Consider the following 15,615-nt stretch of genomic DNA (forward strand, 5'->3'; position numbering starts at 1 on the left):
TCAACCAAGGAGAGACAACATGGCGCGCGTTCTCGTAATGATCCCGTCCGGCGAAGTCTACGACCACGACTGCGTCCGATGGTACAACTATCAGGATGTTCAAAAGAGCATCAATCACTACCACAATATCGGGGATGCCTTTGTCTTCGATTCATCGCTCAAACTGATGAATTACGACAAGCTTGGTGTCCTGCCGATTGCCGATCCCAAGATGGAAGACATCGACCGCCTTCGCGAGGAATATGACTATGTCTTCCTGCGCGGGTCGAACTACATCCATTCCGATATGGACTGGCGCAATACCATCGACGTTCTCAAACGCCTGAAACTGCCCGTGTTGGGCTTTGGCATCGGTGCGCAGGCCCCGGTCAAAGGCAAGATCGAACTGTCCGAACAGACCAAAACGGTTCTGCGGATGATGGCTGATTCCACCACCTCCATCGGTGTGCGCGGGGCCTATACCGCACAGGTTCTTTGGGATCTTGGCATCACCAATGTCCGCATTGTCGGCTGCCCGACCGCGTTTAGGCAAAACAATCCCGACATGCGCATCAAGCTGCCATCGCTCGATAGCGTGAAAAATGTCGGCATTACGCTGCGCCGTGAAGTATCCCCGGCCTATGCCCAGGACATCAAACGGTATCTGACGTTCCATCGTGATCTGGTCAAACATCTTGCCGACCGGTTCGATGACATGACCCTGATGGCCCAGGGCGAACCCGAAGAGAAAAAGCTCGTCTTTGGCAGCAACGCCCAGCGCGAAGAAGCCATGCAGGCGCTCAAAAACAACGACTGGGTCAAGAACTGGTATCTCGATGACACGATGGAACGCCTCTATCGCGAGAAGCTGTTCTATTCCGATGTCGTGTCCGATTACGAGGATCTGGTCCGGACCAAGGATTGCGTGCTGGGCTATCGCCTGCACGGCAATCTGATGGCGCTGTCCAACGGTGTTCCGTCGATTTACTTCACCTATGACAGCCGCACGGTCGAATTCGCCGAAACCTATCAGATCCCGTCCTATGACGTGTTCTCGGAAAAGGAATTCGTGCTCGAGGATTACTGGAATCAGGATCTGTTCGACAAGTTCAACCGCGCCTGGTTCCAGACCTATCGCGAAATGGCGCAATTCCTGACCGAAAACAACATTGATCACAAAATGGTCGATGTCATGAAAGCTGATACGCAGCCTCAGCGAAAGGTCGCGTGATCCCACCCGGTATGGCCGTTCTGGCGACCCGGATCGGGATCGCCGGGCGGCCGTGCCTTCCAAAGCAGCCTGAACCAAAACAGGCAACATCAACAAGGAGACACGGCAATGACTGTACTTGTAACAGGTGGCGCAGGGTATATCGGCAGTCACGCGGCACTGGCACTTCTCGATGGCGGGCGCGATGTCGTCGTGCTGGATAACCTAAGTCAGGGGCATCGCTGGGCAGTGCCCACCGGGGCGGCCTTCGTTGAAGGTGATTGTGGCGACGAAGATCTGGTGCGTCGCGTCATCGCCGAACATGATGTGACGGCGATCATGCATTTTGCCGGGTCGATCATTGTCCCGGACTCGGTCATCTATCCGCTGGAATATTACCGCAACAACACGGTCAATTCGCGTGCACTGTTGCAAGTTGCCGTGGATAGCGGCGTAAAGCATTTCATCTTTTCCTCGACCGCGGGGGTTTATGGCGAACCAAAAGCCACCCCGATCAACGAGGACTTTGCCCTTAAGCCGATCTCGCCCTATGGCACATCAAAAATGATGACCGAAAAGATGTTGGCCGATGCCGCCATCGCCCATGACTTGCGCTATGTCGCGCTGCGTTACTTCAATGTTGCCGGTGCCGATCCCAAAGGCCGTTCCGGCCAGACATCGCGCAAGGCAACCCATCTGATCAAGATCGCAAGCCAGGCGGCAACCGGGACGCGTCCGCAAATGGCCATTTACGGCGAAGATTACGAAACTCCCGATGGCACCTGCATTCGCGATTACATCCATGTGTCCGACCTCGCCAATGCCCATGTTCTGGCCCTTGAATATCTCGAACGCGGCGGCGAAAGCGACGTGATGAATTGCGGTTATGGTCGCGGGTTCTCGGTGCGCGAAGTGATCGGTGCGGTCAAAAAAGTGTCTGGCGTTGATTTCGAAGTCGAACTTGCCGACCGTCGCCCCGGTGATCCGGCAGCCCTGATTGCCGCGGCCGATCGTATTCGCCAGAAACTCGGCTGGACCCCGGTTCATGATGACTTGGATGCCATCGTGCGCCATGCCCTTGATTGGGAACAAAGCCTTAAATCCCGCGAGGTCAGTGCGGCTTAAACACACCTCGCAAGACCTGCACTTCCAAACACGAGCAACGGTTCGAAACAACGTCAAAAATGACACGAACCAAACACGCAGGAGCATAAAATGGCACCCGAACTCCCCACCGGGGGGCGCAAGCCCCGTATTGGCGTATTGATGCCCGCTGGCCGTCTTGAGGGCAATCTTGGTGTTGTCACCCACACCTATAATGCGCCGGAAAAGGCAAAGACGTTATTCACCAATATCGGTGACTGCTTTGTCTATGATTCCTCGCTGCGCATTCTCGATTATTCCGAACTTTTTCCGATCTATGTGCCCTCGGACGGCAATATTTCGGAAACCCAGATCGAACAGATCAATCGGCTGGATTACATCTTTCTGCGCGGATCGAACTATATCAACACCAACGGTCAATGGGATCCGATCACAGCGGTTCTTGAAAAAACCAAGGTCCCCGTGATTGCCTTTGGCATCGGTGTTCAGGTTCCCGACAATTCCGAAGAATATGTCAATGAGTCGACCCGACGGTTCTTGAATCTGGTTGCAGATCGCTCGGCATCAATTGGCGTGCGCGGCAACTTGTCGAAAAAGGCGCTGAATTCGATCGGGATCAAAAATGTCCGCATCTTTGGCTGTCCGACGGCGTTCCGCCATTGCAAACCGGAACTGAAATTGCGCCGGGTTGATGCCGCATCGATCAAAAGGCTGGGCTTTACGCTTCGCCGCAAGACGCACGGTTTTCAGACCCAGCAACGCTTTATGTTGCGCACACTGGCCGAACGCTACGACACGGAAATCCTGTGTGCCGGCGAACTTGAAGAAAAGCAGATCTATTACGCGCGATCCAAACAGGTCGAAAATGATGCGGCTGTCATGGACGAGGCTGTCAAAAAATTGACCGCGGAAAAGTGGTTCTATGGCCCCAGGGATCCGTTGCTGGACCTTTATAAATCGTCGCTTTCGGTGTTTGAAAGTGTCGCGGATTTTGAACGGGCCGAACAGAACCTTGATGCGGTGACCGGTTATCGCCTGCATGGCAATTTGCTGGCCTTGGCCAACGAAGTTCCGGCCCTTTATGTCACCTATGACACGCGCACCCGCGAATTTGTCCGAACACTTGGCATTCCGTTCGTGGATGGTCGCTACATGGACAAATTCTCGTTCGAGGAAGCTTGGGATAACGCCGATTTCGATCTGTTTGAGCAGACTTATCAGAAGCGTTTTGGCGATCTGAAAAACTTCCTTGAAGAAAACAGCATGGCACACCGTCTGGGCAGTACCCCGGCCCCATACGTCGCAGAGGCGGCGTGACCTTGCTGTCTGGTGCGTGGCGTAACCCCCAGTAACGCCACGCACCACACTTTCTCATTTGATTTCAAACCTGGCGGGTGAAACCTTGGGCACACTTCGTTTCTCAAAACGCATCACAGGTCTCTCGGCATTCCTGATCGGCTTGTCGGTCGGGGGCATGTTTGGCTGGAACCCGGATTTGCGGGCCGCCGAGGTAACTGTCTCGGGCACCGAAACCGTCATCTTTGATAGCGACGTCACCGGATGTGACAACCATCATCTGCCCGATTCACCAGCCCGGGCCTTTCGCAACAATCAGGGCAAAATGGTTCTGTTTGCCCCGAACTTTCAAAACCGGGCCTTTGTCGGTTATGGCTTTAACAGCCTGAAACCCGATTGCGACAGCCGCTTCAAGGCCGCGGGCAAAGCCGTACCCGAACTGCTTGATGATCGCACCTGGCTTCAGGCTATCTATACCCGTGACGGGCGCGATGTTTATGCGCTGGGCAGTGCCAGTTTCATGCCCTATCGCCATGACATGCCCTGCAAGGGACGGACAAAACGCACCGATTGCTGGATCAATGGTCTGGTGACGCTGAAATCAAGTGACGGCGGCAAGACCTTTGACTATCTCGGCAACCCGCCCCGACATGCACCGTTCCCGCCGCCTGAACCCTATCGCGATGATCGCAAACGCGCGCCAAGCTATGTGACGGTGACCAACATCATCTCCTGGCAGAATTACTATTACGCCATTGTCTGGCGTCGGGCTGATAACTGGGAAGAGTCGCGCAATTGTCTGGTGCGCGCCCCGATTGATGATCCCAAACGATGGGATGTCTGGAACGGCTCAGGCTTCGAGTTGGCCGCAACCCTGACCGATCAGGGATGGTCGGCACTCGAAACCGAATGTGCGCGCGTCGGGCCGGTGGGGGTTTCCTCCATCCGCGGTCTGGTCCGCCATGAAGGTTCAAACAGTTTCATCACCGTTTACCTCCATCGCATCCGCAAAAAGGGCGAGCCCGATATTGCCGGCTTTTTCTATTCGTCCTCGACGGATCTTAAAAACTGGTCGGAGCCCAAATTGCTCTATCGCCAGCCTTTGCAACGCGACGCGGCAGAGGGCGAAACCTTCTCGGCCTATCCGTCGATCATCGACGAAGACAGCACAGATCGTCTGTTTGGCACGGTTGATGACGAAGCCAGCCTGGTTTTCGTCCGTCTTGTCCCGAAACCCTACAAGGATCGCTGGCGTGTGCCGCGCCAACTGATCCGTGTTCCGATCTCGATCAAGGAGTATTGAACAATGCCTGTCGAATTTACCGCGTTTGATATCGAAGGTCCGGTTTTGTTTGTGCCCAACCGACATCGGGACAAACGCGGTGTTTTTGCCGAAACCTTTCGCTATGACGATTTTTGCGAGGTGGTGGGTGATATTGATCTGGTGCAGGAAAACCATTCGATCAGCGTTCCGATCAACACCATCCGCGGCCTGCATTTTCAGACCTGCCCCTATGCCCAAGGCAAACTGATCCGCGTGACACAAGGTGCCATCCTTGATGTCGCGGTCGATATCCGCCCGCGTTCCGCGACCTTTGGTCAACACATCAAGATCGAACTCAGTGCTGAAAACTGGTACCAGCTCTGGATCCCCGAAGGCTTCGCCCACGGCTTCAAAACGCTCAAGCCCGACACCCATGTCATGTACAAGGCCTCGAACTATTACAGTCCCGATCATGATCGCGGGATCGCCTGGAACGATCCTGATCTTGGTATCGACTGGCAGCTTTACGGCCAACAGCCGGTGGTGTCTGAAAAGGATAGCAGACAGCCTCTATTGTCCGAGCTGGACCCTGAAACCCTCGGTCCCATGGGGCACACGCCGCCAAACCACGATTTCACACCCCTCAATCTCAACCGCGCGAATGTCACGGTTTTAAGTGCCAATCCATCGTGATTGGCCCACCGTGACTGTATTGGGTGCGCACGGGTTGCCCATCCAGTCTCCCTGTCCGATGCGCATTCAATCCGGAAATGGGCCCGTTATCGGGCCCATTTCTTGCAACACGCTATCCTTGCCTAACCAACCACATTGAAGTCCGGGCCATACGGGTATCCGGTGATGTTTTCATTGCCGTCTTCGGTAATCACCAGAATGTCATGCTCGCGGTATCCCCCCGACCCCGGGTTGCCCTCGGCAATGGTCAGCATCGGCTCCATGCTGATCACCATGCCGGGCTCAAGCACCGTGTCGATATCTTCGCGCAGCTCAAGCCCGGCTTCGCGGCCATAATAATGCGACAGCACGCCAAAGCTGTGGCCATAGCCAAAGGTGCGATATTGCAGCAAATCCCGCTCGGCAAAGAAGGCGTTGATCTGCTCTGTCACCTGCGCACAGGACGCACCGGGTTTGAGCAAACTCATGCCATATTCATGGGCCGCGACATTGGCCTCCCAGATTTTCAGGCTGGCCTCATCGACCTCGCCGACAAACAGCGTGCGTTCAAGCGCTGTGTAATAACCCGAAATCATCGGAAACGTGTTAAGCGACAGGATATCGCCACGTTTGAGCTTGCGTGCGGTTACCGGGTTATGCGCCCCGTCGGTATTGATCCCTGACTGGAACCAGACCCACGTATCGCGATATTCCGCATGCGGGAACCGCTTGGCGATTTCAAGTTCCATCGCATCGCGCCCGGCCATGGCAACATCAATTTCGCGCACCCCTTCCTTGATGGCATCCCGGATGGCATAGCCACCGACATCGGCAACCTGCGCCCCATGGCGGATCAGGGCAATCTCGGCAGGCGATTTATGCATGCGCTGGCGCATGGTGGCCGGTGCGATATCCCGGCTTTCGGACGGTTTGAGGAACTCATCCAAAAGCGCCTTTTGCACAAGGCTCAGGTGATCGCCCTCATAACCAATCACCTTGCCCGGTCCGGTGACGGACAGGATCGCGCGCCAGTAATTGTTTCGCGCCCAATCGGTATAGGTGATGTTATCGCCATGACAGCGGCGCCACGGTTGGGCGGCATCAATCCCGGCACTGATCGTGACACTTTCAGTTGGCGTGACGACAAGCCCGTAAGGCCGGCCAAAGGCGCAATAGAGGAAGCCTGAGTAATAGGCGATGTTATGCATGGAAGTGAAAACACAGGCCTCAACACCGGTGTCATTCATGATCTTGCGCAAGCCTCTCAGGCGGGCATCATATTCGGCGGCCTCAAACGGCAGCACGCGGTCACCTTGGTGAAAACGGTAAAATTCCGGGCGATCCATAAGCGCGTTCCCTTTTTTACGCGTTGCGCATGCAAAGGGACAAAGACCTCCCCCTGTCATGACAACGACAAAGCAAGATCCCGGCGTTCAGGATATGGTTGGTGATGGATTGGGCGCGTACATCAAAGGCCATTTCACGCTGGCGACGCCATCGCCTGCCCACCCGGACATATTGAGAGATGGGCGCAAGTTGGCAAGCAAAATCTGCATCGCCATATCATTGATCACAGTCACCCGCCGCGCGTTCGGATATGGTCGCGGCCATCACGTCTTTTACGAGGGGCGTTACCATACGTTCGTATGATAAATCTGGCGATTTAAAGTACTTTATTAACGGCTTGGCGCTTTACTGTCAGAGAATAAGCAAAAACCGCGAGCAATAACGGATATTCGGCGTGGCAGAAGAAAACGACGACAACGAACAAGGCGGCAGGACAGCGGCCAACGCAGCGATGAAACGCATCGCCGAAAAGGAACTGCGCGAGATCCGCAAACGTCAGCGCCGCAAACGCATGATCGTGTTCGGCCTGAGCTTCTCCTTGCTGTTCCTTGCCATCTTCGGCAGCCTGTTTACCATCAAGTCCAACCTTGATCTCAGCCGCAACATGGTCCGCAGCCCCGAAGTCCGTATTCTGGGGTATGACGGTGCGCTGCTTGAAACCATCAAGGGCCACTATAGCCAGGATGTCTCGCTGACCACCTTGCCCGAACGGGTTCAGAACGTTTTTGTTGCCGCCACCGATCCGACGTTTTTTGATCATCTCGGGGTTTCCGGCGCGGATGTTGCCCGCATGTTCAGCACCGAAGATTCCCCCGGCTCAACCATCACGATGAAGGTCGCGCGCAGCTTTTTCAAAACCAAGGACAGCGGCCCGGGCCGCCATATCCAGGAATTTCTTGTCGCGCTTTGGCTGGAATGGAGTTTCAGCAAGAAAACCATCTTGCGAAGCTACCTTGAACGCGCCTATGTCGGGCGCGGCATCTTTGGCATCTCGGCGGCATCGCGTCTTTGGTATGGCGGGCCTGCCGAACGCATGACCTTGCATCAGGCCGCCGTTCTGGCCGCCGCCATAAGCGATCCTGAAACCTTCAATCCGCTGTTTTATCCGCGCGAAACCGCCGAAGAAGCCAACAAGATCTTGGCCCGTCTCGCACAGTACAAGTTTATCGAGGCTGATCGCGTGTCGGCCCTGACCTTGCTCGAACCGAAACTTGATGTGCAGTACGAAGAAAACGTCCTGTCGGGCTATGTCGTTGATATGGTGCTCGAAGAAGTCGCCGATATTGTCGGCTACAGCAGCCGCGACATTGATGTGCTCACCAGCATCGACTGGAAAATTCAAAATCTGGCGCAGGAAATTGTACCGGAAATCGCCGAATTGCGTTTCAAGCCGCGCGGCGCGTCACAGACGGGATTGCTGTCCATCAGCCCCGAAGGTCGCATTCGCGCCCTGATCGGCGGGCTGAATTATTCACCCTTCCAGCGCAACCGGGTCACCGATGTCCGCCATTCGCCCGGCCGGATGATCAAGATCGCGACCTATTACTATGCGCTCAATGAAAACAGCGATCCGGCCCAATGGGTGCGCGATAACCGCATGGCGGTGGGCGGCTGGCGTCCGATCAACCCGGATCACGACTATATGGGCATGATATCGCTCCGCGAGGCGTTCGTGCGTGATGTCAACACGGTGCCAACCAACCTTGCCGATCACTTCGGTCTGTTGAATGTCCGCCAATATGCCCACAATATCGGCATCAAAAGCCCGCTATCGAGTGATATCAGAACCGTCGTCGGCCTTGATCCGGTAACAATCAGCGACGTCACCGCCATTCATGCCCTGCCGCAAAATTCCGGCAAACCACCCCAGATGACCCTGATCAACCGGGTGTCCTATACGGGTGATACTGGCGCACCCCCTGTTTATCAACGGGTCGAGGAAGTGCAGGAAAAACGCCTGACCGACGAGGGGATTCAGGCGTCTTACGTTCTGTTTGCCAGTGTCACCGACCCGCAAGTGCGTCTGGATCGTCCGTTTGCCGGCTATGGCACGGTGGCCGGTGGCCGCACCGATGCATGGTATGTCGGGTTCTCGTCTGATCTGATCACAACCGTCTGGGCGGGGAATGACAATCGGTCACAGATGGATGTCCGCGGCGAGGTAGAACTTGCGTCTTTGTGGCGGTTATTTATGCTGGAAGCGCATGATGGTTTACCCATCCGTTCCATGGTCCGTGCATCATCTGAACGCCGTCGCGCCGGCGATGGCGTCAAGGATCTGTGGAAAATGGGTCAAGTTGACACTGCAAACGGACAATAACGGATAAAACCGTCGCAAAACGGGGAGACGGGGGACTCCCTCCTCGGTTGGGACATAAAAATTGAAATTCGCCGGAAAATGCGGCGCTATCGCCTGTCAGACGCACTTTGGGGTTGTGCGGATATGACGGGCAGGTTGGCGTGTGCACGGCCCGGACCAGACCGATAGGTGCTTTTGTGGCCCAAAGAGAATTCAAAAGGAAAAAGAGCGTCCGCAAAGGCGCGACAGGTTCCAAAAAGCCGAAAAAGCGCGTCAGCAGTTCGGGCAAGAAAGGCGGCAGTCTTTTTGCCCGTCTGGGCGATATGATTCCGGGGCCCGAAGCCATTGCCAAATTCATCGTGCTCGGCTCGATCTGGGTCATGGTTCTGGGCGGCGGGGTTGTTGCCTATTACGGCTATGGTCTGCCCGACAAGGTCAGCTTTGATGTCGCAAGCGAACGCAAACCGTCTATTCGCGTGATCAGTATTGATGGCCAAAACCTCGCGGCCTATGGCAACCGCTATGGCAACCCGGTCGAGGTCCGCAACCTTCCCGACTATGTCGGTCAGGCGTTTGTTTCCATCGAAGACCGCCGTTTCTATGACCATTTCGGGATTGATGTCGTCGGCATCATGCGTGCGGCATGGGCCAACCTGACCGCTGGCCGCATTGCCGAGGGCGGCAGCACCATCACCCAGCAGCTGGCAAAAAACCTGTTCCTGTCCCCCGAACGCTCCTTTGGCCGCAAGATCGAAGAAGTGCTTCTGGCCATCTGGCTGGAATTCAAATTCGATAAGCAGCAAATCCTCTCGCTTTATCTCAACCGGATTTATTTCGGATCGGGCGTCTATGGCATTGATGCCGCATCCCGGCATTATTTCGGCACCGACCCTAGGCGTCTGAACCTTTACGAGGCCGCCGTACTGGCCGGCCTGCCCAAGGCACCAAGTCGCTATAACCCGATGGTCGATCCCAAACTTGCGGCCGAACGCGCCAATGTCGTGCTGGAAGCCATGGCATCGACCGGTGCGCTGACCAAGGCACGCGCCGAACGCGCCAAACAGACCCGTGTGCGCACCGCACGTGCTGCACAGGCAGGGCCGGGGGTGCGCTATTTCACTGATTGGGTGCTTGATCGTGTGAAAGATTATGTCGGCTATGTCGATCAGGATCTTCTGGTTTATACCACGCTTGATTCCCGTCTTCAGGCCATCGCCGAAGAAAACCTTCTGCGTGCGCTCGCCAGTAACGGGGCCAAGGAACACCATGTCGGGCAGGCCGCCCTTCTGGCGATGACCCCCGATGGGGCCGTGCGTGCCATGGTTGGCGGTCGTGACTACTATGAAAGCCAGTATAACCGTGTGACGCAGGCCCGCCGTCAGCCGGGCTCGGTGTTTAAGCTGTTTGTCTATCTCGCCGGGCTTGAAAACGGCTTTGGCTCGAACGACTGGATGCGCGACGGGCCGATTGTCATTGATGGCTGGGAGCCGCGCAACTTCGATCGCAAACACCACGGCACCATGTCGATCCGCGATGCGGTGGCAACCTCGAACAACTCGATCGCGGTCCAGCTCTCGCTTGAAGTCGGCCTCGACAAGGTCATTCAGAAGGCGCGTGACATGGGCGTCTCGTCGGAACTCAAACCGGAACCAAGCCTTGCCCTTGGCACCAGCGAAGTCTCGATGCTCGAGCTCACCGGTGCCTACGCGATTGTTGCCAATGGCGGCTTTGCCGTCTTCCCGCACGCGGTCAGCAAGATCACCGGCAAGGGTGGCGAAGTGCTGTATGAACGCTCTGACGACTTCCCGGTCCGTCTGATGAACCCGCTGCATGCCGGGGAAATGAACAACATGCTGGCCGCCGTGGTGTCCAAGGGGACAGGGCGCAACGCCATCATCGACCGCCCGTCGGCCGGCAAAACCGGCACGACATCGGATTACCGCGATGCCTGGTTCATCGGCTACAGCTCTGATCTTGTGGCAGGCATCTGGATGGGCAATGATGATGGCAGCCCGATGGATGAACAGGTCACCGGCGGTGCCCTTCCGGCCGCACTCTGGCGCGACTTCATGCTGCACGCCCACCAAAACATCCCGGTCCGATCGCTTGGCAAGGCCGCACTCGCGCGCTCCAAAAAGATCGGCGAGGACGACAGCTGGCGCGACTTCACCGCTGGCTACAGTTCGGGCAACACCAAGCAGTAAGGCACCTCAACTGTCTTTGCCGAAATTACAGGCGGCCTTCGGGCCGCCTGATTTCGTTAAAACCCAATTCTGTTGTTCGTCATTCCCGCGAAGGCGGGAATCCACGATGATTGCAACGCTGCATGGATTCCGGGTCTACGCTCCGCTTCGCCCGCAATGACGTTGCCGCAAACAAGAGGACAGTCCCATGTTTCCTATGAAGGCCAAAAACAAATCTGTCCCCTTTTTTGGTCCCCAACCCCTGTTGATGTCGTTTTGGTCACCTGTGATAATTTGGAACTTTGGCGCGAGGTGGTAACCTTTTTAATTGCCTATGGTCGCATTAGTTTGCAGGATTTGATTGCCATTAAATGTCTGACCCTGCCGGAAAAAGAGTATAGTCATGACCGAAGCGATTGAACCGGAGACACAAATTCTTGCCGGCGAAGAAGCCCTCAAACTTTGGCGTAAGGGCCCAGCCGAATGGAATAACTGGGTTAATCTGCATCATGGATGGAAGATCAGTTTTTACGGTGTCGATTTCTCATCCGAACGGGAATCCGAAGGAGAGCTGTCGTTTTCGGGATATGATTTCGGCAATAACAACGTGGACTTCTATGAGGCCACTTTCGGCGATGGAAAAGTGGACTTCTCTGAGGCCACTTTCGGCGATGGCATCGTGACATTCTTTAAAGCGAATTTCGGTGATGGCAACGTAGACTTCACTGCAGCCAATTTCGGCGATAACAACGTAAACTTCTCTGAGGCCACTTTCGGCGATGGCATCGTGACATTCTTTAAAGCGAATTTCGGTGATGGCAACGTAGACTTCACTGCAGCCAATTTCGGCGATAACAACGTAAACTTCTCTGAGGCCACTTTCGGCGTTGGTAACGTGAACTTATCGGGGACAAAATTCGGCGTTGGCAACGTGAGCTTCATTGGAACCACTTTCGCCGATGGTGACGTGGACTTCTCTGCAGCCAATTTCGGCATTGGCAACGTGAACTTATCGGGGACAAAATTCGGCAGTGGCAAAGTGGACTTCTCAGATGCCACTTTCGGCGATAGCGTCGTTTCATTTTTCGGAGCCACTTTCGGCGATGGTAATGTGGACTTCTCAGATGCCACTTTCGGCGATGGTAATGTGGACTTCTCAGATGCCACTTTCGGCGATGGTAATGTGGACTTCTCAGATGCCACTTTCGGCGATGGTAATGTGGACTTCTCAGATGCCACTTTCGGCGATGGTAATGTGGACTTCTCAGATGCCACTTTCGGCGATGGTAATGTGGACTTCTCAGATGCCACTTTCGGCGATGGTAATGTGGACTTCTCAGATGCCACTTTCGGCGATGGTAATGTGGACTTCTCAGATGCCACTTTCGGCGATGGTAATGTGGACTTCTCAGATGCCACTTTCGGCGATGGTAATGTGGACTTCTCAGATGCCACTTTCGGCGATGGTAATGTGGACTTCTCATATGCCAATTTCGGCGATGGCAACGTGAACTTCTCTGAGGCCACTTTCGGCGCTGGCAACTTGGACTTCTCGCGGGCAAAATTCGGCAGTGGCAAAGTGGACTTCTCTAAAGCCAATTTCCGCGATGGCAACGTGACATTCTTTTTAGCCAATTTCGGCGATGGCGAAGTGGACTTCTATGGAGCCACTTTCGGCGATGGTAATGTGGACTTCTCAGATGCCACTTTCGGCGATGGTAACGTGGACTTCCTTGGAACCACTTTCGGCGATGGCAACGTGAACTTCTTTGCGGCCACTTTCGGCGACGGCAATGTGAACTTCACTGAGGCCAATTTCGGCGCTGGCAACTTGGACTTCTATGCTGCCAATTTCGGCGATGGCAACGTGAACTTCGATTTGGTCACTTTATGCGATGGTAGCGTAATCTTCACTGAGGCAAAGCTTGCCACGTTGTACTTCAATCCGACGACAATAGGGGCGTGCCGGATTGAAGCCGAAGATTTATCAATCAAAAACCGGGCTGTATTCGAATTCCCTCTCTCCGCTGAGGCATTGACATTCTTGAGTTTGCAAGGCGCATCTTTTGATGGACCGCTTCGTCTTTCAGGCAATATCGGCACCATCCCCGATCTTCGCGCCACCCGATCCACCCATCAGGTCGACCTCAGCGCGCTAAAGGTCAACCTGCGGCGTGTATGGCAATGGCGGAGTTGGCCGCCGAAACTGTCACCCGTCGCAGAAGATCCTACAGACGGGGCGAAGTCGGGGCGACTTAAAGAGATTGCCGAAACCAACAGAGACCATCACGCTGCCTTAAGATTTTCCGCCGATGAAAACCGGGCACGAAGGTGGCGGGAAACATCCTGGCTGGGGTCGGTTCTGGACATGGCATTCAGTGTTTGCAGTGATTACGGCCAAAACATCCTGCGACCGTTAGCAGCACTGTTGATCTTCACTGTCGTTTTCACATTGCTTTATAAAGCAATGAAGACGCCAGTATCCGCCGACGTTGGAAGCATGTGGGAAGAGGCTTTGCTCTTATCGGTCAGCAACAGCGTGCCGTTTCTGCCGCAATCAAGTATTCTGCGGACCGATGCAATTGATGTTCTGTATTGCGGAACACCAAGTCTGGCTGTTTATGCAATCATGATTGCGCAGGGTGTTTTCAGTTTCATTTTTCTATTCTTGGTTGGCCTTGGTCTAAGGAACCGTTTCCGTCTTTAAACCTCCCGCGACACCAACACAAAAAGGGCTGCGGAGCAAGAAATGCGGCGAAGTCCCTGTTGATGTCGCCTGGGTCACATATGAGCAGATTTTAGACTGGTGTGAACGTTTGAAAAAAAGGGGACATGAAAAAAAGGGGACTGAAAAAAAAGGGGACAGATTTACTTTTTCTTCTTTCCTCTAAGACCAAAAAAAGACCGGCATCGATAAACGAGCCGGTCTTCAAGTTGGCTTGCTATGACCACATCAGGGGGGATGTGGCCGGGAGTTTCTCACCTGTCAGAACCCCGTTGGTGCAGCATCGGGTTGGGAGACATTCTACTGCGGGGTACCAACTGACGGTGCGGGGTGGCGCGTCGTCATGGTGAGATCAGGCTGCAGCAGCCTGATCTGTGAGCGCGTCGAGGAAGTCCAGGCATTCCTCGATCTGCGAAATTTCAATGAACTCGTTGGGTTTGTGCGCCTGCTCGATGCTGCCGGGGCCGCAAATGATCGACGGGATGTTGCCCTGCTTTTCAAATACGCCACCTTCCGAGCCATATGACACCTTGCCGGAAATCTCCGGGATGATGTTGCTGACATAGGAAAAGGCTTCGGCATCCGTGCAATCACCCATCCCCGGATAGGAAAAGATCTTCTCGAAGGTGAACCCGGTATCCTCTGCCTTGGCCTTCATCTCGGCATCAAGGGTGTCCATGATGGTCTTTTGCAGATCGGCAATCACCGCTTCGGCGTCATGGTCGGGCAGATGGCGAATTTCAAAGGTAAACTCGCAATATTCAGGCGTCACGTTGGTCGCCGTCCCGCCACTGATCGTGGTGGTCAGCATCGTGCTGTGCGGCACGGTGAAGTCTTGATCAAACGGGCCGTTTTCTTCGAATTCACGGGCCTTGTCGGCAATCAGGTTAATCGCACGTGCGCCATATTCAATGGCATTGACGTGATCAGGCGCAAACGAGCTGTGTCCGGCGGTACCCGTTACGCCAACCCGCATGGAATATTTGCCCTTCTGGCCGTTAATCACCTTCATGTTGGTCGGCTCGCCAATCACGGCCAGATGCGGTGGCGTGTCCATTTTCGCCAGATGATCGACCATCGAACCAACACCGATACAGCCGACTTCCTCGTCATAGGACAGGCAAAGATGAAACGGGATTTCAAGGTCGCGTTTGACCAGTTCCGGGATCATCGCCAGCGCACAGGCCGAAAAGCCTTTCATGTCGGCTGAACCGCGCCCAAACAGCTTGCCATCGCGTTCGGTCAGCTCAAATGCCGGGCTGATCCATGTGGTCTCAAGGGCGGGCACCACATCGGTATGACCCGAAAGCGCAATACCGGGCACCCCTTTGGGGCCGATGGTCGCCAGAAGGTTGGCTTTTTGCCCGGTTTCATCGTGGAACAGCGTGGACTCAACGCCATATTCCGCCAGATAGTCGCGGACGAAATGGATCAGACCGAGATTGGAGTTTTTGCTCGTCGTGTCGAACGCCACCAGTTTGCCAAGCAGATCGATGGCATGATGAAGGCGGGACATGTTTGGTTTGGACATTTTTA

At 54.9% G+C, this 15,615-nt stretch carries 11 protein-coding genes; 9 read left to right on the top strand and 2 right to left on the bottom strand.

The annotated features are described in order from the left end of the window. The first annotated feature begins 19 nt into the window (after positions 1-19). The 5 genes from TH4_RS06430 to rfbC all read left to right on the top strand — a co-directional run bounded on the left by TH4_RS06430 (position 20) and on the right by rfbC (position 5,546). Positions 20-1,210 carry a polysaccharide pyruvyl transferase family protein gene (locus TH4_RS06430; RefSeq protein WP_008888997.1) on the top strand — a complete coding sequence of 397 codons (1,191 nt, stop codon included), beginning with the start codon at positions 20-22 and terminating at the stop codon, positions 1,208-1,210. 108 nt (positions 1,211-1,318) lie between these two features. Further along, positions 1,319-2,314, top strand: a complete 996-nt coding sequence (gene galE / locus TH4_RS06435; protein ID WP_064780357.1) for a UDP-glucose 4-epimerase GalE — start codon at positions 1,319-1,321, stop codon at positions 2,312-2,314. Positions 2,315-2,404: 90 nt separating this feature from the next. After that, on the top strand, positions 2,405-3,610 hold the full coding sequence (locus tag TH4_RS06440; protein ID WP_064780358.1) for a polysaccharide pyruvyl transferase family protein: 1,206 nt from the start codon (positions 2,405-2,407) through the stop codon (positions 3,608-3,610). 85 nt (positions 3,611-3,695) lie between these two features. Continuing rightward, positions 3,696-4,892, top strand: a complete 1,197-nt coding sequence (locus TH4_RS06445) for a hypothetical protein (RefSeq protein WP_064780494.1) — start codon at positions 3,696-3,698, stop codon at positions 4,890-4,892. Between the two features lie 3 nt (positions 4,893-4,895). Beyond that, the gene (gene rfbC / locus TH4_RS06450) at positions 4,896-5,546 is read left to right on the top strand and encodes a dTDP-4-dehydrorhamnose 3,5-epimerase (RefSeq protein ID WP_064780359.1); all 651 of its coding nucleotides are present in this window, start codon (positions 4,896-4,898) and stop codon (positions 5,544-5,546) included. A 122-nt stretch (positions 5,547-5,668) separates the two neighbouring features. Here the strand turns inward: rfbC and TH4_RS06455 are convergent, their stop codons facing one another. Next, positions 5,669-6,871, bottom strand: coding sequence for a M24 family metallopeptidase (locus TH4_RS06455; protein ID WP_064780360.1), 1,203 nt, complete (start codon positions 6,869-6,871; stop codon positions 5,669-5,671). Between the two features lie 58 nt (positions 6,872-6,929). Between TH4_RS06455 and TH4_RS20765 the strand changes: the two genes are divergently transcribed. From TH4_RS20765 to TH4_RS06475, 4 genes are all read left to right on the top strand, one after another. Beyond that, positions 6,930-7,175, top strand: coding sequence for a hypothetical protein (locus tag TH4_RS20765; protein ID WP_064780361.1), 246 nt, complete (start codon positions 6,930-6,932; stop codon positions 7,173-7,175). Between the two features lie 91 nt (positions 7,176-7,266). After that, positions 7,267-9,192 (top strand): transglycosylase domain-containing protein, encoded by a 1,926-nt coding sequence (locus TH4_RS06465; protein ID WP_064780362.1) that lies wholly within the window; start codon positions 7,267-7,269, stop codon positions 9,190-9,192. A 176-nt stretch (positions 9,193-9,368) separates the two neighbouring features. Further along, positions 9,369-11,375, top strand: a complete 2,007-nt coding sequence (locus TH4_RS06470) for a transglycosylase domain-containing protein (protein ID WP_064780495.1) — start codon at positions 9,369-9,371, stop codon at positions 11,373-11,375. A 382-nt stretch (positions 11,376-11,757) separates the two neighbouring features. After that, a complete protein-coding gene (locus TH4_RS06475; RefSeq protein WP_064780363.1) occupies positions 11,758-14,061 on the top strand; it encodes a pentapeptide repeat-containing protein in 2,304 nt (767 codons plus the stop codon). A 370-nt stretch (positions 14,062-14,431) separates the two neighbouring features. Here TH4_RS06475 and argE read toward each other — a convergent pair whose 3' ends face one another. Continuing rightward, the gene (gene argE / locus TH4_RS06485) at positions 14,432-15,610 is read right to left on the bottom strand and encodes an acetylornithine deacetylase (RefSeq protein ID WP_064780365.1); all 1,179 of its coding nucleotides are present in this window, start codon (positions 15,608-15,610) and stop codon (positions 14,432-14,434) included. Positions 15,611-15,615 lie beyond the last annotated feature (5 nt).

It is taken from the genome of Thalassospira tepidiphila MCCC 1A03514 (assembly GCF_001662875.1).
Classification (GTDB): domain Bacteria; phylum Pseudomonadota; class Alphaproteobacteria; order Rhodospirillales; family Thalassospiraceae; genus Thalassospira; species Thalassospira tepidiphila.

Bases quoted from the DNA above. Each gene is read 5' to 3' on its own strand.
- TH4_RS06475 (WP_064780363.1), top strand. From the start codon at position 11,758: ATGACCGAAGCGATTGAACCGGAGACACAAATTCTTGCCGGCGAAGAA.
- galE (WP_064780357.1), top strand. From the start codon at position 1,319: ATGACTGTACTTGTAACAGGTGGCGCAGGGTATATCGGCAGTCACGCG.
- TH4_RS06440 (WP_064780358.1), top strand. From the start codon at position 2,405: ATGGCACCCGAACTCCCCACCGGGGGGCGCAAGCCCCGTATTGGCGTA.
- TH4_RS06430 (WP_008888997.1), top strand. From the start codon at position 20: ATGGCGCGCGTTCTCGTAATGATCCCGTCCGGCGAAGTCTACGACCAC.
- TH4_RS06455 (WP_064780360.1), bottom strand. From the start codon at position 6,871: ATGGATCGCCCGGAATTTTACCGTTTTCACCAAGGTGACCGCGTGCTG.
- TH4_RS20765 (WP_064780361.1), top strand. From the start codon at position 6,930: ATGACAACGACAAAGCAAGATCCCGGCGTTCAGGATATGGTTGGTGAT.
- rfbC (WP_064780359.1), top strand. From the start codon at position 4,896: ATGCCTGTCGAATTTACCGCGTTTGATATCGAAGGTCCGGTTTTGTTT.
- argE (WP_064780365.1), bottom strand. From the start codon at position 15,610: ATGTCCAAACCAAACATGTCCCGCCTTCATCATGCCATCGATCTGCTT.